This is a genomic window from Nitrospirota bacterium (assembly GCA_016214855.1).
In the GTDB taxonomy this organism is placed as follows: domain Bacteria; phylum Nitrospirota; class Thermodesulfovibrionia; order Thermodesulfovibrionales; family UBA6898; genus UBA6898.
Genome location: JACRMT010000012.1, coordinates 264,478 through 287,884 on the forward strand (window position 1 = coordinate 264,478; position 23,407 = coordinate 287,884).

The window sequence follows — 23,407 nt, forward strand, 5'->3', positions numbered from 1 at the left end:
TTTCATTGTCTCGAAAATAGCGTTTATTGCTCATTTGTGCAAATCCCCCCTCCCCCCCTTTTTCCAAAGTGGGGTATTCTTCCTCCCTTTAGCAAAGGGAGGTTAGGAGGGATTTTGGAACTCATCTTTTCTTACCACGTTATCCCGAACTCTTTTTTCAGTTCCTTCAAATATCGCCAGTCAGTATGCTGATCCATGAACTGCTGAGGATTGGACTTCATCATACCTATATCTCTCATGCGCAACGCGTAAAAACGGACTGTATCTTCAGGGTTGTAATCCCGCCACTTATTGTATGGTATGTGCTTGAGTTCCGGGAGTGTATGCGGATAATCGGATTCCTTGATGACCTTCTTCTCTATAAGAATACGCGTTGCCATCTCAGGGTCACGGGCGACAATATCGTTTGCCTTGAGGATGGCGCGAAGAGCCCGTTTGGTGGCAACGGGGTGCTTCTTTATGAAGTCGCTGTGCCCCGCCACCATGCAGCAGAAATACTGGGACCATGGTTTGTCAACATTGGTGTCGATCAGGAGATGACCGATGCCCTCGCGCATCAGCTCATGCGCACCAGGAGGAAAGGACATGAAGGCATCGATCTTGCCGTTGCGGAACAGACGGATTGCTTCATCCTTGTCTACCCATATATAATTGACGTCCGTGCGCGGGTCAAGGCCGACATATGATACTATAGAGGAGAAAAAGAGGTGCGGACCGTCATTCTCGATAGCTCCAGCCCAGACGGTCCTTCCCTTAAGGTCGCGGACCGAACGGGTCCGCGTGCTGCCGATCAGCGCATAGCACCCCGCATGCAATCCTGACAGGAATTTGAGCGGATACGGTTGATGCTCTAAATTGTACATTGTCTTCGCTGAAAAGCCCACATTCAGGTCAAACTTTCCTTCACCGAACATTTTCCCAACTTCCGTCTGGTGCCCAAATACATACTGAATATCGGTGAACCCTTCTTCGCGCAGCAGCGGCTCCGCCACGTATATGGGCGCCCAGCATGCCGGCATTCCCCTATGAAACCGCAGTGTTTTCGTTTCTGGAGGCGGTTCCACTGCAGCCGTCCCAGCTTCAGGTCGCCAGCCCAGAGCAGCGGCCGCACCCGTCAGAGCGAGTCCGCCAAGAAACTCCCTTCGGCTCCAGCCATTGGCCTTTTGGTTTCTCATGTTACGCCTCCTTATTTCGATAAATAATAAAAAATCAAACGTGTCAAAGGAGTGTTATCCTTCGACACGTCGACCATCTTTAATAAGATTCGCCGCTTTCCGTCCCCTCCTAACGAAAAGTTTAGTTTTTATCAAGATCGCTATTTATGTCTCACTTATAGCAGTTAAGTCCTGACCCGTCAACGTCAAGCTCCCATAATAAAGCAATCATATACTCAGAATTGTCTCTATTTTAAAAGCCTATACGCCAAAGGTATACTTTGTTCCTGCCGTATTCAAAATGAAGGCGTCGGGCATTTCCTTGCTGAATGCTACGATCGCCTCGAATCCCGTGCAATGCGTCGGCACGATATGATCCGGTTTCATCGCCTTGATGTCGGCAATGGTGTTTTGGATAACCTCAGGCTTCGCATTAACGAGATGAAACCCTCCCATGACCGCGTGGATTTTGTCCATCGCGGCGACCTTTTGCGCCTGCTTAACTGCGTTCACAATGCCTGTGTGGGAGCAGCCGGAAATGACCACCAGGCCTTTTCCTTTTACATTAAAGAAGAGTGCCTGCTCGCCGCGAAAATCATCCGGCTCGGGCTTGTCGCCCCGTTTGATCAACAGGGTGAGCGGCACCTTCTCGTAAGACGTGACACGTTCGATGTATCCGGTGAGATAGGCGCCCGGGATGATCTGGGACGGCTTCTTCACTTCCAGGACCTTCAGGCCAATCGCTTCGATGTCCTCTTTCACGAGCTCTCCGATGTCATCAGGCTCAGTACGTCCAGGACGGAGCGAGTATCGCCGTGCAAATGCCTCTTCGCCAACATAGAACGGCGTTCCCGCTGAGATCCGCGATTGGTGCTGCTTCAGAATGCTCGTCGCAGAAAAATAGTGGTCCCAGTGCCCGTGGCTCAGACCGAACGCGTTCGTTTTGCCGATGTCGATCCCGAGAAGATTGATGTTGTTCAGCACCCCCGTCGGGTCGCTCGCGAAATCGAACATGCAGGTGCTGGCCTTGTTGTCAACAATGGTTTCCACGTAGTAGGCCAGTCCATGCTCGGCATGGATCATCTTTCCCGGCACCGACCGGAATCGCTTTGTGATCTTGCTATCGGGCCTGAGCATGTCGTAGTAATTGTCCGCGAGTACCCAAATCGTAAGCTTGTCCACCTCGGTCACCTTCATTGTTTCGTCCGCCATCACGCGTTCTATCATGCTTTCTCCTGCCGCAAGCAAAACTCCCGTTGCTACCGAGTATTTAAGAAAATCCCTGCGGTCTATTCCACTATCCATAGTGTGCACCTCCCTTTGCATTTTTTTACATCATCTTGCTCCAGCAACACGCTCTCTCGATGTAAGAAGACCGGTTGGTCTCGATCAAATCTCCATAAACTGGCGCAACCAGTTTAATCTGAGTCTGGCCCGGTTTTTCCTTGATTGAAAGGAGGAACCTCTTCTACCGCTGACTCCATGGCGGGGTCGGGAACCGAGGCTTCCCGGTCGCGAGGTCGTCCGGCCAGACCACAACCCTCGCACCGTCCTGCCATTGAATAAAGAGCCCCCTGTTGGCGAGTTGATATCCCCGCTCGTCCACGGCGTAGTCGCTGAAGATGGTTTTCATCCTGAGCTTAAGCAGCTGTTCCCGAAGCTTCTCGGAGTCTATGCTGCCCGCCCGTCGGGCGGCTTCCATGAAGATCTGGCAGCTGCCGTAGGCACCGGCAGCGTGATAGATCGGAGCCCGATTGAACTCTTTCTGATACGCGGCCACGAACTCCTTGATGCCGGGGTTGGGTTGGCTCGGCTCCCATGGCGAGACACCATAGACAAAATCGGCCGTATTCCCAAGCTCCTTTTGGAACTCGGCGACCGCCTGCCCGATCCCGAACATTTTGACGTTGATATCCTGCTCTTTCATTTGGCGGCCGACGACGATTTGATCTCCCAGCGATGAGGCGACCATTCCCAACACATCGGCGTTCCCTGCCTTGACCTTCGCCAAAATGGCGGAGAAGTCTTTGGTCCCCTTTGCGTACGTCTCATGGAGGACCACCTGCATGCCCCTCTTCTTGGCCAGCTCCACGGCCCCTTTGCCCACGGCCATGGGGAAGAGGGCGTCCTCCTCGATGATGGCGACGGTCTTGAGCCCATTGCGGGACGCCATGTCGATCAATCCCTCCAGGAAGAGTTCTGCGGGCGGGAGCACCATGAAGATATATCGACGCCCCTTTTCCCAGATGGAGGTGGTGGCGGCCAGCGGCGAGATCATCGCCTGGCGGTGCTTCTCGGTGACCGGAGCCACAGCCTCGGTAAGAGTCGAACCATAGGGGCCCATCACAGCATCTACCTTATCCTCGACGATCAGCTTCTCGTAGAGGGCGACAGCGGCTTTGGGATCGGATTTATCGTCGTAGATCAGAAACTCGACCTTGCGTCCCAAGAGGCCGCCTTTCTCGTTGACGTCCTTCTGGCAAAGGCGATAGCCGGCGGCTGCGGGCACGCCCTGTGTGGCAAATGCTCCAGTCTCGGACATGGTGGCGCCGATCCGGATAGGCTGCTGGGCCTGAACCAGTGCCGGCACCGCGATGTCGGAGACGGTTATTAGAGTTGATAAGACTAACAGCACTAACCGTTGGGAGAGACTCACCAACATGTCTATTTTTTGTCTCATGACAAATCTCCTTTCTTGCTGAAAAAGTAACCGCGCGCACCGGAGGGCCGGGGAAAACATATTCACCCTCCGGCTTGCGCGTCGTCTACCTGGCTCGTTTCCAGATGACGTAATTCGTTCCGCCACCAACAGAAGGGGTGGGGTTTATCATCTTCATCTCGTCTCCATTAATGGTGATGAGTCGCTTCTGATCCTGGCCGTCCCAGTTCGGGAACGTACTTCCTTCTATGTGCAGATTCAACGTCATATCCTTATCGCCCGTCACTGTGTACGTACCAATAGCGGCGACGGACCCCTGGACAACGGACTGGTTTTCCTCAACGGTTCCTTTATGGCGGGCGTTGGAAGCGAATTTCGGAAGGCTTGCCCGCAAAAAGGTCAGCGAAAAGCGGCCATCAGGAGCCAACATCAGGGAGCCTCTCGGATTGGCACCGAACACATCAGTCTTCTTGCCGTCCTGATCGTTATAGATTGAAACGAGAACCCAGCTTCCCTGTGCGCCCTTCTCCTCGGCATAGACTTTCGATGCTCCAGACATCATCCCAACAACAAGTACAGCAACAACCAACAATACGCCTGCTACTTCCTTAATTGACCATTTCATTGTGTCCCTCCTTCTTTTTTCTCCCTTGAAAAGGGAGGTTGAATCCAGTTCTTAATACTGCACCTCCTATCTCTTGCTGGCTCTATCTTTTCAGCATAAGGCAACAGAGTAAAGGTGAAATCACCATCAAAGAAGGTGAAAATACCATCGGCGGAGATAAAAAAATTCTTTGTCCACTTAATGCATAAATCTCAAGTCATAAAAGGCCTAATAAGGCGGGACATGGTATCCGAGCGGTTTCTTTTGCCGATAGTCATGCAGTATGTATCTCTGAGATAAAGAGGCAAAAGCCTCGGAGCGCAGCGAGAATGAGAGAGAATGCTATGTGCCGCCTAATTTCTCAAAAGTTTATGAATTAGCTGGGTTAGGGGAAGTTCTTCGCAGGTGTGGTCTGAAGTATTATTGCAGCTTTTTACTATAAGTCTTCTGCATATACGGAAGGTGATATCAGGGAATACGTGTCCTTCTCCATAATTATCTTTTCGGAAGCAAGAGTTCTCAGGATCTGCGAGGTCGCCTCTCGTGAAGCGCCTATTCTTATGGCCAGCTCCTTTTGGGTGCGCTTGCCTATTTTGAAGAAACCGTCTTCTACCTTCTTGCCTTCTTCTCTTATCAGTTCCCCAAACAGTTTTAATAACCGCTGCCGCACATCAAGAAATGCAAAGCGTTCTTCCCGTTCAGTGGCCTTTCTCAGCTTATGCACAAGGGTCGAGAGCAGATCAAGTGCAAGTATGGGGTCCCGCTGTAACGCTTCAATCAGCCTTTCCCGTTTCAGCATAGCGAACGTCGAGTTCTCCACGGCAACTACCGTTGCACATCGGGGCTTTCCATCGATAAGGCTCATCTCGCCAAAATAGTCACCCACGTGCAGGTCTGTCAGGATATACTCTTCACCTTCCCCGCTCATAAGAGTCACTTTAACTTTACCCTTGAGAATTATATAGAGATCCGTACTGGTATCTTCCTGCACTATTATGACCTTATTCTTTACGGCATGAAGAATACTGAAATCATCAACAATCTGCTTCAAATACTTCTCTGTAATGCCCTTGAACAAAATCACTCTGCGAATAGACTTTTCTAATAATTCCCTCTCGCCCTTTGAGTGAAGCATTGTCAAATGGTTTCCTTTTCAGGGATATCATGGTTATGGATCCGGGACAATTCCTGATCCCTGATCTTGATAATATTAAATGCGGCAACGGGTTTGGAAAACCCTTTAAGGGATAATTGATCCAGGGATTCTGTTTCGACGATTTCTTCGACTTTGCCTAACGTTTTTTGATTAATAATTACCTGTCCACCTTTGGCTTCAGCGCAGAGACGGGCTGCCATATTCGCTACAGAGCCGACTACACAGTAATCCTTACGGCCTTCAAAGCCGATTGCCCCGATAGTGGCATAGCCATAGGCGATTCCATAACCGCAGTCAAGACTGTGACCGCGCTTCTGCCATATAGCTTTCAATTCCCCCATGCGCTTACGCATGGCTGTTGCCATTCGGACTGCACGCTCAGTCGGATTCGTCAAGAGCACCGGATCGTTGAATACGATCATTATCCCGTCACCGGCGAAGTGCTCCAGAGTGCCCTCATATTCAAGAATAAGCTTGGACATCTCGACATGATACTCGTTCAGCACGGAGATCACCTCCTCAGGCTCGGACAGTTCAGTGAAGGCGGTAAACCCGCGCAGGTCCACAAAGACAACGGTCACCTCCCTGCGATGGGCCTTGAGAGGATCATCCGCACCGCCTGCGATGATAAGCTCAGCTAATTGAGGCGAGAAAAAACGTTTCAGCCGTCCCAGGCGCTCAAGCTGGTCCACCTGGTCCTGGACACGCTGTTCCAGGGTTCTGTTACACTCAGTTAGCTGGGCTGACTGGACCTGGACCGTATCATACAGTTCCTTTATCCTGAGCAGCGATCGCACACGTACCAGCAATTCCTGTTCGTCAACAGGCTTGGCGAGGAAATCGTCAGCGCCCGCCTGCAGTCCGTTCATACGTTCCTCGGCCGGGTCAAGAGAGGTGACCATCACTATCGGCAGGATCTCTGTGGCAGGGTTTCTACGGATGGTACGGCATACCTCATGCCCGTTCATCCCCGGCATAAGGATATCGAGCAGGACAAGGTCGGGCTGCCCGGTCTCCACTTTTTCCAATGCTTCAGCCCCTGATGTCGCTGTTATAACCTCGTAGCCTTTGTACGTAAGTAAATCGCAAAGCAACTTTACGTTTGCAGGAGTATCGTCAACCACCAGGATTCTTGCGGGATTATTCATTCGGTACTCCTTTCAGCCCCGAAGCGCTCAATAGTGCCACGCACTGCTTCAAGAAACTCATCAATCTCAATAGGCTTTCTCTGGTACCCGTCAAAACCTGCTTCGGTGATCTTTTGATGGTCCTGGGTCATGACCGAAGCGGTAACCGCAATCACCGGAATGCCCGCTGTAGCCGAAGATGCCCTGAGACGCTTAAGCGCCTCGAATCCGCTTATCCCAGGAAGCCCGATGTCCATCAGAATGAGGGCGGGAAGATATTCGCCGGCCAACCGAAGACCTTCTTCTGCAGTATCGGCCTCCAGCATCTCGTAGCCCTCATACTGAAGCAGATCCCTTACCAGTTTCATGTTCTTCTCATTGTCCTCGATAACGAGTATCAGCTTGCCTGACATGATGGTCCCTCCGCTAAAGTAAAGGTAAAGGTTGAACCCTTTCCGGCCTCGCTCTCCACCAGCATTCTACCCCCGTGCAGCTCAACGAGTTTCTTTGTCAGCGTGAGGCCGAGCCCCGTGCCTTCACGTTTATGAGAATCATCGCCCACCTGGCGAAACTCACCGAAGATGACCTGCTGGTCCTCAGGCTTGATGCCTACGCCGGTGTCAGTCACGGATATCTGCACTCTGCCATCAACAGGGACAGCCTTCACATTGATTCTGCCGCCATCCGGAGTAAATTTTACTGCATTGGAGAGCAGATTAAGCATGATCTGTTTGAGTTTGCGCTCATCACCCATAAAAGACCCCCCATCAACAGCAAGATCGATGACAATGCCATGACGATTGGCGCGTTCCCTTACCAGTGTAATCGAATTCTCCAAAGCAGACGGGAGGTCAAACTGTTTGACATCAAGTTCGATGCGTCCTGACTCAACTTTGGCGAGGTCCAGAAGATCATTGATAAGAGACAGGAGATGGTTTCCGGAGGTGTAAATATCTTCGACATATTCAGCCTGTTTCTCATTCAGCTCACCAAACATGCGTCTTTTCAGTATACCTGAAAACCCGATGATGGCATTCAGAGGCGTACGTAACTCGTGGCTCGCATTAGCAAGAAACATGCTCTTGGCCTGGTTGGCGGCATCGGCGGCATCACGGGCAAGAAGGAGTTCGGCGGTTCGTTCATCCACTTTACGTTCCATGCTTGAATAAGACTCGCGCAGCCGTTCGGTCATACTATTGAACTGGTTTGCCAATGATTCGAGCTCGTCTCCGGTCTTCACTTCGATCTTCTGATCCAGCTCGCCTGCGCCGACTTTTTGAGCGCCTTCTTGCAGTATGCGAATTGGACGCACAAGGCCGCGTGCAAACCAAAGCGCTGTCAGCACCGAGAACAGCATCCCTGCAGCCATCATAAATCCGGTTCGCCGAATAGCGGCGTAAAGCGTTTCGTAAACCTCGGTGACGGGCTGCTCGACGAATACTTTCCAGCCTAATGGCTCAATGTCCGCGTATGAGGCAAAGACCTTCGAACCGGAGAGATCATACGTTTTTATCACCTTCATATTTGATGCATTCTGCACAGAGAGCGCAGATTTCACGTGAGCAAGCTGGGATAAGTTAGTCTTTCCAAGTACCAACCCGATGTCGGGGTCAGCGATGAGGTTGCCGGTGCTATCGACCACATAAGCCTTGCCTTTTTTGCCAATCTGAATGCTCGCTACTACGTCCCAGATGAATTTGAGGTTTACGTCGACTATGGACACAGTGCCTTCTCCGGTGCGCGAATACACAGCGATTGTCATGTACGGCTCGGTCTCCTTCCTGAAATACACTGGGCCGTACCAAGTTTTGCCCAGTTTAGCTCCGAGGAACGCCGGGGCCTGCGAGCGGTCTATTGAGGAGCCTACAACATCCATCTCCAGGCGCGATACTTTGAGCAGCTCGCGGCCATTAGCATCGAGTTGTGCAATGTCGCTCACAGCCGGCACTTGCCGCATCAGCTTGAGAAATTCGAACCTGCGCTGTTCAATGCCGCCAGCGCCCTTGCCCAGCTGCGGCAGCGCAACGAAATTGAGTTGCTGTTCTATCTGGCGAATGAAATGCTCAATCCTCAATGCAGCGGCATACGCTTTCTCATGCTGTAAGCTTCCAAGAGTTGACTGGTGCTCAAGGTAGGAAAAATAGGCACTGGTTCCACCCGATACAAGCAGTGTCCCGCAGACCAGCACAAGGACCAGCAGAAAGTTCTTGCGGAACAGTCTGCCACGGTAAAACTCCGGAGCGGCATTGGTCTTCTTTGCGAAGAACCCTCGTAACTTCATGCCGCTCCATTCATTGAATCACCTCATCCGCTCGCAGCAGCAACGATTGTGGGATGGTGATACCGAGGGCTTTGGCGGCCTTCATGTTCACCACCAGTTCGAACCGGGTTGGTTGTTCGACAGGAAGGTCTGAGGGCTTGGCCCCTCCGAGGATCTTCTTTACGTAGATGGCAGAGCGGCGAAAGATCTCTGGGCGATTTGTGCCGAATGAGATCAGACATCCGGAGGTTACGAATTGAGAATTGGCGGCGATGGTTGGGATCCTCTGAGTTGTCGCGAATTTGGAAATAACGTCTCGCTGAGAGTAGAACATGGAATCGGGGAGTACCAATAACGCGGTGGGCCGGTACTGCGTGATCGCGCTGAACACGGCATCGAGACCTTTGGGCATGGTCACCTCGAACGCCCGTGCAGTAATTCCAAAAGAGGAAGCAACAACACGGACGCGCTCGAACATTTTCGGAATCGACGGATTACCCGGGTTGCTGAGGACTGCAATACGGGATGCACGGGGAAGCACTTCGCGCAGAAGTTCGATGTATTTATTGACCGCGTCCTCATTCTGACTCGTAAGCCCGGTTGTATTGCCCCCGGGATGCGCGAGGCTCGCGACCAGGCCGCTGCCCACCGGGTCATTGGTGTTCACGAATATGATCGGGACCGTTTTGGTCGCCTGCTGCGCCGCACGTACCGCTGCGATCGTGTTCGCCATGATGATCGTGGGGTTGCGCTTCAGCAGCTCATCGGCGAGGGCAGGGAAGCGGTCATACTTTCCGTCTGCATAGCGTTCGTCGAGGATATAGTGTTTGCCCTCAATCATGCCGTTTTCTCGCATGCCATCCTTGAAGGCTAATACGATAGTTGCCTCCCCTTCCGGGCTGCCTGTCCATAGCCATGCGATACGCGGCGGAGCCTGAGCCCAGCAGGGCACCGCAATCAGCAGGAACATGACAACTATTGATTTCATGATCGTTCTCATTCTTGTACTCCTTGTCCTAATCATTGGATCACCTCATCCGCTCGCATCAGCACCGATCGCGGGATAGTGATACCGAAGGCTTTAGCGGTCTTTAAGTTCACTGCTATCTCGAACCTGGTCGGTTGTTCGACAGGGAGATCAGCGGGTTTGGCTCCTCCGAGGATCTTCTTTACGTATATTGCAGAGCGGCGAAAGACTTCGATGCGATTTGTGCCGAATGAGATCAGGCATCCTGAGGTTACGAAGGCCGCATTGGAGGCAAAGGTGGGGATCCTCTGAGTTGTCGAGAATTTGGAAATAACATCTCGCTGAGAGGAGAACATGGAATCGGGGAGCACCAATAACGCGTTGGGCCGGTACTGCGTGATTTCACTGAACACGGTATCGAGATCTTTGGGTGTGGTCACATCGAACGCCCGTGTGGTAATTCCGAAGGAGGAAGCAACAACACGGACGCGCTCGAACATTTTCGGGATTGACGGATTACCCGGGTTGCTGAGGACTGCAATACGTGATGCACGGGGAAGCACTTCGCGCAGGAGTTCGATGTACTTATTGATCGCATCTTCATGCTGACTCGAAAGCCCGGTCGTATTGCCTCCGGGATGTGCAAGGCTTGCGACCAGGCCGCTGCCCACCGGATCATTGGTGCTCACGAATATGATCGGGACCGTTTTGGTCGCTTTCTGCGCTGCACGTACCGCTGCGATCGTGTTCGCCATGATGATCGCTGGATTGCGCTTCAGAAGCTCTTCGGTAAGCGCTGGGAACCGGTCATACTTTCCGTCTGCATAGCGTTCGTCGAGGATATAGTGTTTGCCCTCAATCATGCCGTTTTCGCGCATGCCGTCCTTGAAGGCGAATACGATAGTTGCCTCCCCTTCCGGGCTGCCTGTCCATAGCCATGCGATACGCGGCGGAGCCTGAGCCCAACAGGGTACCGCGATCGCCAGAAGCATTGCAATGAAAATTTTTTTGATCGTAGTCATTCTTGCACCCCTCCCCCTTATCTATTTATCCCTGGTCTTGTAACGTCTCTGTGGTGAGCCACTGAAGATATTCGGCAGAGCCTTCAATAATAGAGAGCGCTATGATCTCAGGCACTGTGTAGGGATGAATCTCCTTTACCCTCTTTTCGAGGGTTCTGAAGAACGCCTGTTTTGTCTTCACGATCATAAGGACCTCTGCTTCGTCCTCGATCCTGCCGTGCCATTGATAGATGGAGCGGATGCCCCTGATGATGTTGACACAGGCGGCAAGCCTTGACCCTACAATGTCTTTGGCTATCTTTGCAGCCTCTTCTTCGTTTGGAGCTGTGATCAGGACAACAACAAATTCTGCCATGCCATCACCCCATCTTTATGGTATTGCCCGGCAGGGAGAAGGTCGCAGGGCATATGTGCTGCAATCGGCTTCGTTTAAGGAAGAAGCCTTATTTTCAGGCTAAAAGAAGAACTCCATCTGTTCAAGATGTTCGCCGGGAAAGTTGATAGGATAGATATTATCAAAACAGGCTGAGCAGTAGTTGTCTGCCTCAGGCACGATCTTTTTGAGGCCTTCAATGCCAAGATAGGCAAGGGAATCTGCAGTCACATATTTCCTGATCTCCTCGACATCATGGCTCGATGCAATAAGCTCCTGACGCGTCGGTGTGTCAATGCCGTAATAGCAGGGCATTATGGTCGGCGGAGAACTGATCCGCAGATGGACCTCTTTTGCCCCGCCTGTTTCCCTCAGCATCTTGACGATCTTCTTGCTTGTGGTTCCCCTGACAATCGAATCGTCAATAACAACAACGCGTTTGCCTTCTATGAGCTTTTTGACAGGGTTCAGCTTGATCTTCACACCAAAGTGCCTGATGCTCTGCTTCGGCTCGATAAAGGTCCTGCCGATATAATGGTTCCGTATAAGACCAAAATCAAACGGTATCCCGCTTTCTTCCGAATAGCCCAGGGCCGCAGGCACTCCGGAATCAGGCACAGGGATGACCAGGTCTGCGTCCACCTTTGATTCTCTTGCAAGCTGCCTGCCGAACTCCTTCCTGATCTCGTTAACGTTCTGGCCGCCGAAGATATTGCTGTCCGGCCGGGCAAAGTAAATAAACTCAAAGATGCAGAACGCCTTTCTGGGGCTGAGAAGAAACTTCCGTGAGGTTATGCCCGCGTCATTGATGATGACCATCTCACCCGGCTCTATATCCCGGATATAGGTGGCATTGATCAGGTCAAGGGCGCAGGTCTCAGATGCAACAACATAGGCGCCATCCACCTGGCCAAGACAGAGCGGCCTGACGCCATAGGGGTCCCGCACAGCAATAAGCTCTTTTTCTCTCAGGACAAGGAGACTGTATGCACCACTGATCGCCCTCAGGGCCTCAGCCACGCGCTCGGAAAAGTTATCGCCTTTGGAATGCGCTATGAGATGGACAACAACCTCGCTGTCGGATGTTGACTGAAATATTGCGCCCTCATCCTCCAGGGTCTTTCTGAGCTCAGGGGCATTGACAAGATTGCCGTTGTGCGCAAGCGCAAGAGCGCCGAGAGCAAAGTTCGCGACGATCGGCTGGACATTTTTCAGAACACTGCTGCCTGCCGTGGAATAGCGGTTATGACCGATAGCAATATGGCCCGGAAGCTTCTTCAGCCTCTTCTCGCTGAAGATATCGGCCACAAGCCCCATTCCCTTCTCGATATAGAGCTGCCGTGCGTCAGACGAGCAGATACCCGCACCTTCCTGACCCCTGTGCTGCAGAGCATACAGACCGAGATAGGTAAGGTTCGCCGCCTCCGGATGGCCGTACACGCCAAAGACACCGCACTCTTCATGAAACTTGTCAAAGGGATCAGACTTGTCGGTATAGGGGATATAAGAACCCTGCCGGCAGGTTCGCAGCATATGGCAAGGCTTCTGTTTCTGGCTGTTCCTCAGTTTCTGGCGCACGGGTAGCGGACACTTTCTCCGGGAAAATATAGTATATCATTCTACCATAAACTGCGCTGCCATTTGGGGAACAACCATTCGCATAAGAATAAGTCCTTGAATGCAAACAGTTCCTTATGGTAATTTATTCATAGAATTTACAGGCCATGAAGGCTTGAGCAGGACCGAAGTCTTGCCCAAAAACCTTTATGGCTTTTTTATTTTCTGCAAAAGGAGACACCATTCATGCTAAAGAAGACTTGCGGGAAAAAAGTGGTCAGCATTCTGGTTATCTGTTTAGCTTTGCTTCATGCAACAACAACTCATGCCGCACACCCGCTGATTACTGACGACACAGGCACACAGGGCAAGGGCAAGTTCCAGATTGAGATAAATGCCGAGCATGCCGGCGACAGCGGCAACACCGAGACTGCTCTTGGTGCCACGTTCACTGCCGGACTGCTGGACAATCTTGATATCGTGATCAGCTCCCCCTATATCCTGTTCCGCGAAAAGGATGAAACGGGTCGCTGGTACCATGAAAACGGGATATCGGATCTTTCTCTTGCAGTCAAATGGCGGAGTTATGACCATGAGGGCCTCAGTCTTGCGCTTAAGCCCGGTGTCACAATCCCAACAGGTAATGAGAATAAGGGACTGGGAGACGGCAAGCCGGACTACAGCTTATTCTTTATCACAACGAAAGAACTTGAGCCTTTCACCCTGCATCTGAACCTCGGGTACATTGCAAATCGTAAAGAAATTCGCGACATCTGGCACTACTCCCTCGCAGGAGAATATGCAGCCTCAAAAAACATCAGGATCGTCGGCAATATTGGCGGAGAGACAACTCCTGACAGAACATCAAGAGTCAACCCGCTCTTTGCGTTGGCAGGACTGATCTACAAAGTGGCAGACAATTTTGATATCGACTTCGGCATCAAGACCGGCCTGAACAAGGCAGAAGCAGATTACACCCTGATGGCAGGCATTGCCTTCAGATTCTAAGGCGAAATAACCATGCATATGGCAGATGCCTTGCTTTCACCGGCAGTCGGGGCAACCTTTTGGGCAGGAGCATTAGGGACTATTGCCTACTGTTCAAAGAAACTTAAGGAAAATCTGGATGAGAAATTAATACCCCTGATGGGGGTTCTCGGCGCCTTCATCTTCGCAGCCCAGATGATAAATTTTACGATCCCTGCAACTGGCTCATCCGGGCATCTTGGCGGCGGCCTGATCCTGGCTATCGTTCTTGGCCCTCATGCCGCCTTCCTGGTCATGGCATCGGTCCTTACGGTCCAGGCCCTTTTCTTTGCAGACGGCGGCCTTCTTGCCCTCGGCTGTAACATCTGGAACCTCGGCATATATCCCTGCTTTATTGCTTATCCGTTTATCTACAGGCCGCTGGTCAAGACGGGCAGCAGCTCCGGCAGGATTGCGATGGCATCGGCAATAAGCGGGGTGGTGGGATTACAGCTGGGCTCTTTTTCTGTTGTCATGCAGACATTGCTCTCGGGAAGAAGCGAACTTCCCTTCAGCGCTTTTCTGCTGTTGATGCTGCCTGTTCATCTGGCAATCGGCCTAGTTGAAGGGTTCGTGACTGCAGGGGTTATCAACTTTATCAGGTCTGCCCGTCCTGAGATTCTCGAAACTGCTTTTTCTGCTCGCCCTCTGCCCGCCGGGATCCCGATCAAAAAAGTCCTTGCAGGGCTCCTGATCGCCACAGTGGTCATTGGTGGAGCACTCTCCTGGTTTGCCTCTGATAATCCTGACGGACTTGAATGGTCTATTGAAAAGATCATGGGCAGGCAGGAACTTCCCGATGCAGAACGCGGTGCAGCCTCTGCACTGAAGTCCATACAGGAAAAGACCGCTCTTCTCCCTGACTACAATTTCAGGAAGTCGGACGAACAGACAAACAGGAGCGCGGAGTCAGGGCCTGCATCGCACTACGGGAAATCTGTTTCAGGGATCGCAGGCGCTGGACTGGTGTTGGTTGCGGTCCTGCTGATCGGTCTGCTGATCAGAACCGTGCGGAGGCAATCCTCCTGAAACAAAGATCTTTCGGGTAATATAATTCAATGTTCGATAATGCATATTTTAATCTCGGTTATCTCGACACGCTGTCCTACCGGGACACGGTCATCCACAGGCTCGACCCAAGGACAAAGCTGCTGGCCACCCTGGCGTTCATTGTTACGACCGTATCGTTTCCCAAGCATGAAATAGCAGGGCTTCTGCCTTTCCTGCTTTTCCCTGTTCTGATCTTTTCGTTCAGTGATGTCCCGGTGAAGTTCATCCTGAAAAAAGTGCTCCTGGTATCATCTTTCGCCGTATTTATCGGCATATTCAATCCTCTGCTTGACAGACAGATCATCACGTCTTTCTTCGGCCTTTCTGTTTCAGGTGGCTGGGTCTCTTTTTTCTCGATCATGCTGAAGTTTGTTCTGACGATAACGTCTGCCCTGCTCCTTATTGCAACCACCTCATTTCCAGGGGTCTGTCACGCACTGCAGAAGATGGGCATGCCGGAAATATTTGTTTCTCAGCTTCTATTCCTCTATCGGTATATTTTTGTTCTGGCTGAGGAGAGCATGAAGATCGTACGCGCCAGGGATATGCGTTCATTTGGGGGAAAAGGGCTCGGCATCAAGCCGGCAATAAACCTTTTCGGCACTCTTTTCCTCCATACGGTTGAACGGGCCGAACGAATCTATCAGGCCATGCTTTCGCGCGGCTTTACCGGCAGACTCAATACCTCAAGGACTTATTGCTTTACCATTGCTGACGCACTGTTTGCCGGCCTCACGATCATTTTTTTATATTTTTTCAGAATGCATGACGTGGTCGGCATTATAGGAAGAGTTTCGATGAGGATGCTGGGGTAACCGGTGAGCCATCATATCGTCGAATTTAAAGACGTTCATTACCACTACCCTGACGGCACCGCCGCTCTCAACGGCCTCTCCCTCAGGATCACCCATGGAGAGTCGGTCGGGATCGTAGGAGCCAACGGCTCGGGCAAGTCAACGCTTCTGATGCATACAAACGGGTACCTGCTGCCGCAGACCGGCACGATCACCATCGGCGATTTCCGGCTTGATAAAAAGACCCGGCAGGAGATCAGAAAAAAAGTCGGCCTGATATTCCAGAACCCTGATGATCAGCTCTTCATGCCGACGGTCTTTGACGATGTTGCATTCGGCCCGCTCAATCTCGGTCTCAGCTCTGAACGGGTCAACGAAACCGTGCAGGAGGCGCTCGAAACTGTCGGCTGTTCAGCGCTGAGAGACAAGCCGCCGCATCATCTGTCCGGCGGACAGAAGAGCGCGGTTGCGATCGCATCGGTCATTGCGATGCAGCCGGATATCCTGGTCATGGACGAACCGGCTTCTCACCTTGACCCGAAATCGAGACGGGCATTAATCAACCTTCTGAAACACTTTCACCATACCAAGATCATTGCATCGCATGATCTTGATCTGATCCTCGATGTCTGCAGGAGATGTATTATCGTAAAGGAGGGAAGAGTTGTTGCCGACGGGCCGACAGAAGAGATCCTGTCCGACAGGCAGCTGCTTGAAGAGAACAATCTTGAACTGCCGTTATCATTACAGAAAAGAGATCTGCCAAGAGGAGGAACTATGGACGAGATCAGCAAACTGCAGCACCTGTTAGGTCACTGGGCCGAACACAACATGGAGCACGCAAAAACATATGAGGACTGGGCAAAGAAAGCCGAGGCCCTCGGAAAGAGGGAACTGGCCGAAGTCCTGAAGAAGATCGCCGACGAGACCATGACAATGGACAGCCAGTTCAAAAAGGCGATGGAGCTCTGCAAATAGACCATGGCCGTATTGAACAAGAAGATCCTCTGGCAAGGCAGATTTTTGCGCGCTGTGCTCATTGATTACAATGTTCGCTGCAATTCGAGCAACTGCATCGAAAAGAGAGACTGGGAGGCATTTGAACGCGTAAACTGCGACGGGGTCATCGGCATTGTTCCGTTTACCGGCAATAATGAGCTGATCCTGATCAGGCAGTTCAGGCCGCCCATAAACGGGTTTGTGATAGAACTTCCTGCCGGGCTTGTTGATAAGGGAGAATCCTTTGAGCAGGCCGTGCGCAGGGAACTGATCGAGGAGACCGGATATGAGGCAGGGGATGTACAGTTCCTGACCGAAGGCCCCATGTCATCAGGCGCCTCTTCGGAGATCCTCTCGGTGTACATTGCCACAGGCTTGAGACATGTCGGCATAGGCCAGCGCGATGAAACAGAGGATATCGAGGTGATCCCTGTCCCCCTCGGAAACGTAACAGCCAAACTGGAAGAACTGCGGCAGAGCGGAAACCACATTGATATGAAAATTTACGGGATGATCGAGATGGCGAAAAAATACTTACTAAGGAGTTCATAAATTATCAAATCCCTCCTATCCTCCCTTTGCTAAAGGGAGGTGTCATACCCCTCTTTGGCAAAGAGGGGTGAGGGGAGATTTATTGTTAATGATATATAACCAATGCACTTGTTAGAAACAGACAAAAAAGGACTATGAACCATGGAAAAGTTTGATCTAAAAGCAATGGCAGAGAAGCAGAATGGGGAATATGTCTTCGGCTCTGCAGATACTGGATCTCATGCCTGTTACATGATCTACGGCAGACTCATGCCCGGCGAAAAGGAGCGTGAAATAAAACCGGGAAAGGGCCATGAGGAGATGCTTTTTGCTGCACGAGGAAGTTTCAGCGTAACCGGTGATTTTGAAGGGATAATCGAAGAAGGTTCAGTAATTCATCTTTCCGGCGAGCAGGCCTGCTATCTTGAGAACAAAGGCTCTTCGGAGGCTGTGTACGTGATCGCCGGCGGCCATGCCGAACACGGGCATCACCTCCACTAAATCTGCTCTTTATCTCTTCCACCCTGGCAATAAATTGAAAGGTCTCTTTTGTTTTGTCCGATAGACCCTGAAATCGTCATCAAGTGTAAAAATCGTATGAATATTCTCTTTTTCTGCAACAGCTACAAGGGAGGCATCAGCAAAATCCATGGGGAGGTCCCGATATTGTTTCATCAAGGCTCTGCATCGTTTTGAAAGTTCTTTATCAAGCTGATGGACTGTGACAGTTCCACGCTCTATGAATTCCCAAAGATTGTCCTGGACCGTGGTTGAAAAGCCAAGAAGATGGAAGGCCTCTGTCAAAACAGGCCAGGTTGTAATAATAGGCTGCCGGATTGCCTTGAATGTTCCAAGACAGATATGGTGTTTGTCATCCTCTCTGTCAAAAAGAGCGACAATCGGGCCAGTATCAATGGCGAGCATTATGTTTCTTTCGCAGCATCTCCCTGAATATCTCTTTCCCCCTGACTGAAAGATCGCGTCTGCCGCTGCCTTCTTTGCCGATAAGGTCTTTAGAGAGTTCGTAAGGAGTCTTTTCTTCCTGCTCCAATATTCTTAGGCAAAAAGCTTTAATGGATTCCTTCATTATCCTGCTCCGAGGCTTGCTCATCACTCGCGCCGCTTTTTCAAGCAACTCTTCTGTTTCTTTGTCTAATCTTACGCTTACCGGCATGATAGACTCCTTTATTTATGTATTACATAAATGTATCACACTATCATCGCATCCGGCAAGCCTTTTTAAAACCATAGATTCCGCAGAAAAATCGTTTTAATTCATCCCCAGGCTTGAAAGCCATGGGGTTTTCTGGCCGTCTTTATAAACAAAAAGGGATAAAAGAAGAAGGTTCAGTGATCCACTTAGTCGGGGAACAGGCCTGCTATCTTGAAAACAAAGGCGTTTCAGAGGCTGTGTACGTGATCGCCGGCGGCCATGCCGAACACGGGCATCATCATTAGCTTTTTATCTCAAGCCTCCTGACAAAACTCAGACCTGAGAGGGTTTCGATCACCTGCCTGATAGGAGAGCTGTGCTGACCAGCCACGGTAAAAACAAAGGTCCGTTCTTTTTCAGGGAACTGGATCTCATAATCCATCTTGGTGACCCTGAATCCTTTCTCCTCAAAAACTTCACAGATCGTTTTTTCGTCTCCGGTGCTGTCTGTGATCAGGGTCACAAATTTATAGACCGTTCTCGGCATTCTCGTCTCAAGAAGTCGCAGGAACCAGAGGGACACAAAGGTGATCACAAAACCGACAATACCGGCAACATACTGACCTGCACCGATGGCAAGCCCGATGGCAGAGACGATCCAGACACAGGCAGCCGTGGTAAGCCCCTGCACTGAGGCGCCTGTCTTGAGGATAACGCCTGCGCCCAGAAATCCCACGCCGGTCATGGCACCTGCAGCGATCCGCGTGGGATCGATCCGCATCAGCCCGAACTGTGCGCTGTTCGCATAATAGCCCTCTGAGATGATCATGAGCAGCACGCAGGAAACGCAGACAAGGAGCTGTGTTCTGAAACCGGCCGGTCTGCCGTGAGTCTGACGCTCGAACCCGATAATGCCGCCGAGGAGTGTGCCGAGAAGGAGCTTCAGTATGATTTCGGCAGCTGCCACTGACTATCCTTTCACGATAATCTTGTAGAACTTCTTCTTGCCGACCTTCACAATATGTTCGCCGGTCTGAAGTCTCAAATTCGTATCAGAGACGACCAGATCGTTCACTTTGACCCCGCCCTGCTTGATAAGTCGAACTGCCTCGCCAGTGCCTTGCACAAGTCCGGCCTGCTTCATGATCTGAGGAAGCCATGCAGCGTTTTCTGCACTGCCGGCAGATACTTCAAGAATCGGGAAGGTCGCCTCAAGATCGCTCAGGTTTTTTTCTTCAAACACTGCATGATACTTATCCCTGGCCTTTTCAGCCTCTTCCTGCCCGCAGTATCGCGTCACCAGCTCCATGGCAAGTTCCTTCTTCGCATCCCTCGGATCTCTTGAGCCATTTTTCAGGCCCTCTTTCAGTGCATTGAACTCCTCCACAGAGATGCGGCTCAGGAGCTCAAAATACCTTTCTATCAGGGTATCCGGAACGCTCATCACTTTCTTGAACATGCCGGCAAGCTCACCATTTACATATTCAAAGGCAGGCTCGTTGATGCCGATGTAGTTGCCAAGGCTCTTGGACATCTTGTTCACGCCATCAAGTCCCTCAAGAAGCGGCATCGTGATCACAACCTGCTCTTCCATTGAACTCTTTCGCTGCAGGGTCCTGCCCATCAGAAGGTTAAATTTCTGGTCTGTGCCGCCAAGCTCAATATCTGACTTAAGCGCAACAGAGTCATATGCCTGAAAAAGAGGATAGTAGAATTCCAGTATGCTTATGTCCTGTTCATTCTTGAATCTCTTCTTGAAATCATCCCGTTCGAGCATTCTTGCAACAGTCTGCATCGAGCCAAGCTTTACAATCTCCATGCTTCCCAAACTTTCAAGCCATTCGCTGTTAAATCGTATCCGCGTTTTTACGGGATCAAGCACTTTGAAAACCTGCGCTTTGTACGTCTCGGCATTCTTAAGCACTTCCTCTTTTGTAAGGGGTTTGCGCGTTTCATTCTTGCCGGTTGGATCGCCGATCATGCCGGTGAAGTCACCGATCAGGAAGGTCACTTCATGGCCAAGGTCCTGGAACTGGCGCATCTTCTCAAGAAGCACGGTATGACCGATATGGATGTCAGGCGCGGTCGGGTCAAAACCGGCTTTGACCTGGAGGGGCCTGTTCTCTTTACATGACCGTTGCAGCTTCTTCAGCAGGTCCGGTTCGCTGATGATCTCGACCGTACCGCGCCCTATTGTTTCAAGCTGTTTTTCGGGTGAAAGCATAGTCGTTATGATACCCGCTGAAGGGAATAGCAGTCAATTTGGACGCATTGTATTACGAAATAACGAGTCTCTTGCGTATCTTTATTTTTTTGCAAGGCAATTCAATCTGTTGCCATATATAACGTTATCCATTTTAATTTGAATATGGTGACGAGTTCAAAACGAACGGAAGACCGATGATCAAATCGTTCCGTGACAGGGGCACCGAGGATATTTTCGACAGGCATAACACCAAAGAGGCACGCCAGAGCTGTCCACAGCAAATCTTGCGAGTGGCGCAACGAAAACTTGATCAACTTAACGGTGTCGTTTCCCTGGAATCATTGAAAATTCCGCCCGCAAACTTTCTCGAAGCCCTTAAGGATGAGCGTAAGGGGCAGCACACCATACGGATCAATGATCAGTTCCGTGTCTGTTTTGTCTGGATAGACGATGGAGCGGAAAATGTCGAAATTACTGATTACCACTAAACAATAAAGGAGGCAAAAATGGTCCGCATACCCAAAAATGGTCCGCCAACGCATCCTGGTGAAATGCTGCTGGAGGAGTTTCTCAAACCACTGAAAGTTACGCAGAGTGAGTTGGCAGATAAGCTGGGGGTTTCATACCCGCGTGTTAATGAGCTTATTCATGGTAAGCGGGGCATCACCCCTGACACTGCACTTCGCCTTGAGAAGCTTTTCGGCATGGAAGCTCAGTTCTGGCTTAATTTACAGTTGGCATGGGATCTCTATCATGCTACTCACTCGGCAAAAGCGAAAGAGATTCATAAGATAAAAAGATTGCCTGCTCTTGCCCACATCTAATCCCGCAGCTGGGTACCACTACGCGATGCGCCAACATCGGACACAGGCAAGCCGGCTTCCAGACTGTTGTTAGTGGTGCACTTTTTCTGACAGCCAGACCTTTATAAGCGACTGATAAGGAACGTCACGCTTGTTAGCCTCGATCTTTATCTGTTCCAACAGTGAAACCGGCAGTCTGATAGATATTGATTGAGTGGACAGTTTGAGGTTCGGAAAACGGACACGTTCAGCCTTCGACCAGTCAAGATAGTCCGTAGAGTCATGGGTTTTCCAGAATTCCCGTTCCTGGAATGGCTGAAGCATTCCGGGGGTTTCTGAAGAACATGGATGCAAGGAATCTCGGGGAGGACAAAGATCAGTAGAGGTGGTGGGTCTTATCTCTTCCCTTTTCCGGTCTTAAGCAAAAAGTCTTCCGGAGTAACTATTTCAATGCCCCCGAACTTCTTCAAGTCAAGCAGATGCTTGTCGCCCGAGATAATGAAATCAACACAGGCGGCAACTGCGCATTCAAGGACTCTATTGTCGGCGGGATCGGAATTTATGACTTTCAGGGGCTCAGTCATGTTGACAAGAGATGAAGAGGTAAATACTGTTTCGATGATTTCCGCCTGCAACGATTCCGGAAACCGCAGCTTCTGATAGCCGACTACCCTTACAAGTTCCGAAAGCATCGCAGTGCTCGTAAAGTTCGATATCTCGCCGGTAGTGGCAAGCAGCACTATTTCTTCCGGCGTGCCATGCCAGCCAAAAGCAGACACCAAAACATTGCTATCGATAACTACTTTTGTTTTCTTGCCCATGCAACAGCTTCCTCAGCAACCTTTGGGGAAAGTCCCTCTTTCTTGACAACGCGTCTCGCTTTTGCAGCAACCGTCTCAAAATCGGGCTTTCCAAACAGTTTCTTCAGAAAAAGCTCGTCGATCAATTTTTTTACGTCACCAGGGGACAGTTGCCCCAAAGCATTTAACAACTGGCTGCTGTCAATTTCGATAACAGCTTTCTTCATGGCCTGCCTCCTCTTCCGCGCATAATAAGTCAATCATATTACGTTATGCCTCCTAAAGACAAGGGTTTGGGCGTTGCTGTAACGGGAGGAGCTCCGGACCTTCACCGCCCTTTTTATTGACAGGACAAACATATTGTTTTACGATATTATTATCGATACGTTTTTTGGAGGACATATGAGCACAACAACCATTTCTCCGAAGTTCCAGGTGGTTATACCAAAGGATGTCAGAAAGAAGCTCGATCTGAAATCCGGTCAAAAGATGACTGTCGTCACCAAGGGAGGCGTTATCTATTTTATTCCAGAAAAGCCCATTGAAACGTTCCGGGGTTTTCTGAAGGGCATGGATGCTGGAAATATCAGAGAGGATGAAGACCGGTAATGGTGCTCGTAGACTCTTCTGGCTGGATCGAATTCTTCATTGACGGCCCGATGGCAGGCGCCTATGCGCGTCGCCTGAAAGATCCAAACCGCGTTATTACACCAACCATCGTTCTGTACGAGGTATTCAAGAAGATCAGGCGTGATAGAACTGAGGAAGAGGCCTTGTCTGCTGTGTCTATCATGAACAGGACAAAGGTTGTCGATCTCACCGAAAGCACCGCGCTCTTTGCAGCAGAGGTGAGCATCAAGCACTCTCTCCCTATGGCTGATGCAATCGTGTATGCGACCGCGCTGGAGGCTGGCTGCAAAGTCATTACCAGTGATGCTCATTTCAGGGAGCTGGACCGCGTTGTATTTGTTGATTAGGACTCTGAGGGACGGTGATGAATTTGTTGACTTATTTGGTTTCCAACCCCTATAAGGCCCACGCTCGTCAAGAGAAAAAACGACAGCTCTCAGATTCAACGTAAGAATCATCCCTAATGTGCTGTAAAGATTGTCTTTGGTTCCGACTTGGTTTCAAAAACGGCGTCAGAAAAACTTCTGCACCAAACA

The 23,407-nt window shown here is 50.7% G+C and carries 29 protein-coding genes; 10 read left to right on the forward strand and 19 right to left on the reverse strand.

Translation table 11 applies throughout. The annotated features are described in order from the left end of the window. Positions 1 to 131: 131 nt before the first annotated feature. The 12 genes from HZB62_11555 to HZB62_11610 all read right to left on the reverse strand — a co-directional run bounded on the left by HZB62_11555 (position 132) and on the right by HZB62_11610 (position 12,855). On the reverse strand, positions 132 to 1,175 hold the full coding sequence (locus tag HZB62_11555; GenBank protein ID MBI5075783.1) for an ABC transporter substrate-binding protein: 1,044 nt from the start codon (positions 1,173 to 1,175) through the stop codon (positions 132 to 134). 240 nt (positions 1,176 to 1,415) lie between these two features. Then, positions 1,416 to 2,459, reverse strand: a complete 1,044-nt coding sequence (locus HZB62_11560) for a hypothetical protein (GenBank protein ID MBI5075784.1) — start codon at positions 2,457 to 2,459, stop codon at positions 1,416 to 1,418. Positions 2,460 to 2,622: 163 nt separating this feature from the next. Further along, positions 2,623 to 3,834 (reverse strand): amino acid ABC transporter substrate-binding protein, encoded by a 1,212-nt coding sequence (locus tag HZB62_11565; protein MBI5075785.1) that lies wholly within the window; start codon positions 3,832 to 3,834, stop codon positions 2,623 to 2,625. Between the two features lie 85 nt (positions 3,835 to 3,919). After that, positions 3,920 to 4,438, reverse strand: a complete 519-nt coding sequence (locus tag HZB62_11570; GenBank protein MBI5075786.1) for a lipocalin-like domain-containing protein — start codon at positions 4,436 to 4,438, stop codon at positions 3,920 to 3,922. A 415-nt stretch (positions 4,439 to 4,853) separates the two neighbouring features. After that, positions 4,854 to 5,495 carry a Crp/Fnr family transcriptional regulator gene (locus HZB62_11575; protein ID MBI5075787.1) on the reverse strand — a complete coding sequence of 214 codons (642 nt, stop codon included), beginning with the start codon at positions 5,493 to 5,495 and terminating at the stop codon, positions 4,854 to 4,856. A 59-nt stretch (positions 5,496 to 5,554) separates the two neighbouring features. Next, a complete protein-coding gene (locus HZB62_11580) occupies positions 5,555 to 6,721 on the reverse strand; it encodes a response regulator (GenBank protein MBI5075788.1) in 1,167 nt (388 codons plus the stop codon). Further along, positions 6,718 to 7,113, reverse strand: coding sequence for a response regulator (locus HZB62_11585; GenBank protein MBI5075789.1), 396 nt, complete (start codon positions 7,111 to 7,113; stop codon positions 6,718 to 6,720). The genes HZB62_11580 and HZB62_11585 overlap by 4 nt, the downstream gene beginning before the upstream one ends. Next, entirely contained in the window at positions 7,098 to 8,981 is a 1,884-nt protein-coding gene (locus HZB62_11590; protein MBI5075790.1) for a sensor histidine kinase, read from the reverse strand. The genes HZB62_11585 and HZB62_11590 overlap by 16 nt, the downstream gene beginning before the upstream one ends. A gap of 10 nt (positions 8,982 to 8,991) precedes the next feature. Then, a complete protein-coding gene (locus HZB62_11595) occupies positions 8,992 to 9,948 on the reverse strand; it encodes an ABC transporter substrate-binding protein (GenBank protein ID MBI5075791.1) in 957 nt (318 codons plus the stop codon). A 32-nt stretch (positions 9,949 to 9,980) separates the two neighbouring features. Continuing rightward, positions 9,981 to 10,949 carry an ABC transporter substrate-binding protein gene (locus tag HZB62_11600; protein ID MBI5075792.1) on the reverse strand — a complete coding sequence of 323 codons (969 nt, stop codon included), beginning with the start codon at positions 10,947 to 10,949 and terminating at the stop codon, positions 9,981 to 9,983. 25 nt (positions 10,950 to 10,974) lie between these two features. Beyond that, positions 10,975 to 11,304: a divalent-cation tolerance protein CutA gene (locus HZB62_11605; GenBank protein MBI5075793.1), complete on the reverse strand. Its 330-nt coding sequence runs from the start codon at positions 11,302 to 11,304 to the stop codon at positions 10,975 to 10,977. Between the two features lie 99 nt (positions 11,305 to 11,403). Next, positions 11,404 to 12,855, reverse strand: coding sequence for an amidophosphoribosyltransferase (locus HZB62_11610; GenBank protein ID MBI5075794.1), 1,452 nt, complete (start codon positions 12,853 to 12,855; stop codon positions 11,404 to 11,406). Between the two features lie 270 nt (positions 12,856 to 13,125). On the opposite strand from HZB62_11610, the gene HZB62_11615 reads away from it, so the two are divergent. From HZB62_11615 to HZB62_11640, 6 genes are all read left to right on the forward strand, one after another. Continuing rightward, on the forward strand, positions 13,126 to 13,887 hold the full coding sequence (locus HZB62_11615) for a transporter (protein MBI5075795.1): 762 nt from the start codon (positions 13,126 to 13,128) through the stop codon (positions 13,885 to 13,887). 12 nt (positions 13,888 to 13,899) lie between these two features. Further along, entirely contained in the window at positions 13,900 to 14,934 is a 1,035-nt protein-coding gene (locus HZB62_11620; protein ID MBI5075796.1) for an energy-coupling factor ABC transporter permease, read from the forward strand. A 29-nt stretch (positions 14,935 to 14,963) separates the two neighbouring features. After that, entirely contained in the window at positions 14,964 to 15,770 is an 807-nt protein-coding gene (cbiQ, locus tag HZB62_11625; protein MBI5075797.1) for a cobalt ECF transporter T component CbiQ, read from the forward strand. Positions 15,771 to 15,773: 3 nt separating this feature from the next. Further along, positions 15,774 to 16,727 carry an ATP-binding cassette domain-containing protein gene (locus tag HZB62_11630; protein ID MBI5075798.1) on the forward strand — a complete coding sequence of 318 codons (954 nt, stop codon included), beginning with the start codon at positions 15,774 to 15,776 and terminating at the stop codon, positions 16,725 to 16,727. 3 nt (positions 16,728 to 16,730) lie between these two features. Then, on the forward strand, positions 16,731 to 17,300 hold the full coding sequence (locus tag HZB62_11635) for an NUDIX hydrolase (protein ID MBI5075799.1): 570 nt from the start codon (positions 16,731 to 16,733) through the stop codon (positions 17,298 to 17,300). Positions 17,301 to 17,441: 141 nt separating this feature from the next. Beyond that, on the forward strand, positions 17,442 to 17,780 hold the full coding sequence (locus HZB62_11640) for a hypothetical protein (GenBank protein ID MBI5075800.1): 339 nt from the start codon (positions 17,442 to 17,444) through the stop codon (positions 17,778 to 17,780). Positions 17,781 to 17,789: 9 nt separating this feature from the next. Here the strand turns inward: HZB62_11640 and HZB62_11645 are convergent, their stop codons facing one another. The 4 genes from HZB62_11645 to HZB62_11660 form a co-directional block, all read right to left on the reverse strand. Then, positions 17,790 to 18,203, reverse strand: a complete 414-nt coding sequence (locus HZB62_11645) for a PIN domain-containing protein (GenBank protein MBI5075801.1) — start codon at positions 18,201 to 18,203, stop codon at positions 17,790 to 17,792. Continuing rightward, positions 18,190 to 18,453, reverse strand: a complete 264-nt coding sequence (locus HZB62_11650) for a ribbon-helix-helix protein, CopG family (protein MBI5075802.1) — start codon at positions 18,451 to 18,453, stop codon at positions 18,190 to 18,192. Before HZB62_11650 ends, HZB62_11645 begins: the two co-directional genes overlap by 14 nt. 280 nt (positions 18,454 to 18,733) lie before the next feature. Next, on the reverse strand, positions 18,734 to 19,399 hold the full coding sequence (locus HZB62_11655) for an MgtC/SapB family protein (protein MBI5075803.1): 666 nt from the start codon (positions 19,397 to 19,399) through the stop codon (positions 18,734 to 18,736). Positions 19,400 to 19,402: 3 nt separating this feature from the next. Next, the gene (locus HZB62_11660; GenBank protein ID MBI5075804.1) at positions 19,403 to 20,656 is read right to left on the reverse strand and encodes a tyrosine--tRNA ligase; all 1,254 of its coding nucleotides are present in this window, start codon (positions 20,654 to 20,656) and stop codon (positions 19,403 to 19,405) included. A 176-nt stretch (positions 20,657 to 20,832) separates the two neighbouring features. Here HZB62_11660 and HZB62_11665 point away from each other — a divergent pair, with 176 nt between their 5' ends. Together HZB62_11665 and HZB62_11670 are read left to right on the forward strand one after the other, a co-directional pair. Then, entirely contained in the window at positions 20,833 to 21,126 is a 294-nt protein-coding gene (locus HZB62_11665) for a type II toxin-antitoxin system RelE/ParE family toxin (protein ID MBI5075805.1), read from the forward strand. A gap of 18 nt (positions 21,127 to 21,144) precedes the next feature. Further along, positions 21,145 to 21,462 (forward strand): HigA family addiction module antidote protein, encoded by a 318-nt coding sequence (locus HZB62_11670; GenBank protein MBI5075806.1) that lies wholly within the window; start codon positions 21,145 to 21,147, stop codon positions 21,460 to 21,462. A 69-nt stretch (positions 21,463 to 21,531) separates the two neighbouring features. Here the strand turns inward: HZB62_11670 and HZB62_11675 are convergent, their stop codons facing one another. The 3 genes from HZB62_11675 to HZB62_11685 all read right to left on the reverse strand — a co-directional run bounded on the left by HZB62_11675 (position 21,532) and on the right by HZB62_11685 (position 22,468). Continuing rightward, positions 21,532 to 21,765, reverse strand: a complete 234-nt coding sequence (locus tag HZB62_11675) for a BrnA antitoxin family protein (GenBank protein ID MBI5075807.1) — start codon at positions 21,763 to 21,765, stop codon at positions 21,532 to 21,534. A 71-nt stretch (positions 21,766 to 21,836) separates the two neighbouring features. Further along, positions 21,837 to 22,262, reverse strand: a complete 426-nt coding sequence (locus HZB62_11680; protein ID MBI5075808.1) for a putative toxin-antitoxin system toxin component, PIN family — start codon at positions 22,260 to 22,262, stop codon at positions 21,837 to 21,839. Continuing rightward, positions 22,241 to 22,468 (reverse strand): hypothetical protein, encoded by a 228-nt coding sequence (locus HZB62_11685; protein ID MBI5075809.1) that lies wholly within the window; start codon positions 22,466 to 22,468, stop codon positions 22,241 to 22,243. The genes HZB62_11680 and HZB62_11685 overlap by 22 nt, the downstream gene beginning before the upstream one ends. 175 nt (positions 22,469 to 22,643) lie before the next feature. On the opposite strand from HZB62_11685, the gene HZB62_11690 reads away from it, so the two are divergent. Both HZB62_11690 and HZB62_11695 read left to right on the forward strand, forming a co-directional pair. After that, a complete protein-coding gene (locus HZB62_11690; protein ID MBI5075810.1) occupies positions 22,644 to 22,850 on the forward strand; it encodes an AbrB/MazE/SpoVT family DNA-binding domain-containing protein in 207 nt (68 codons plus the stop codon). Further along, positions 22,850 to 23,218, forward strand: a complete 369-nt coding sequence (locus HZB62_11695; protein MBI5075811.1) for a type II toxin-antitoxin system VapC family toxin — start codon at positions 22,850 to 22,852, stop codon at positions 23,216 to 23,218. The genes HZB62_11690 and HZB62_11695 overlap by 1 nt, the downstream gene beginning before the upstream one ends. The last annotated feature ends 189 nt before the right edge of the window (positions 23,219 to 23,407 follow it).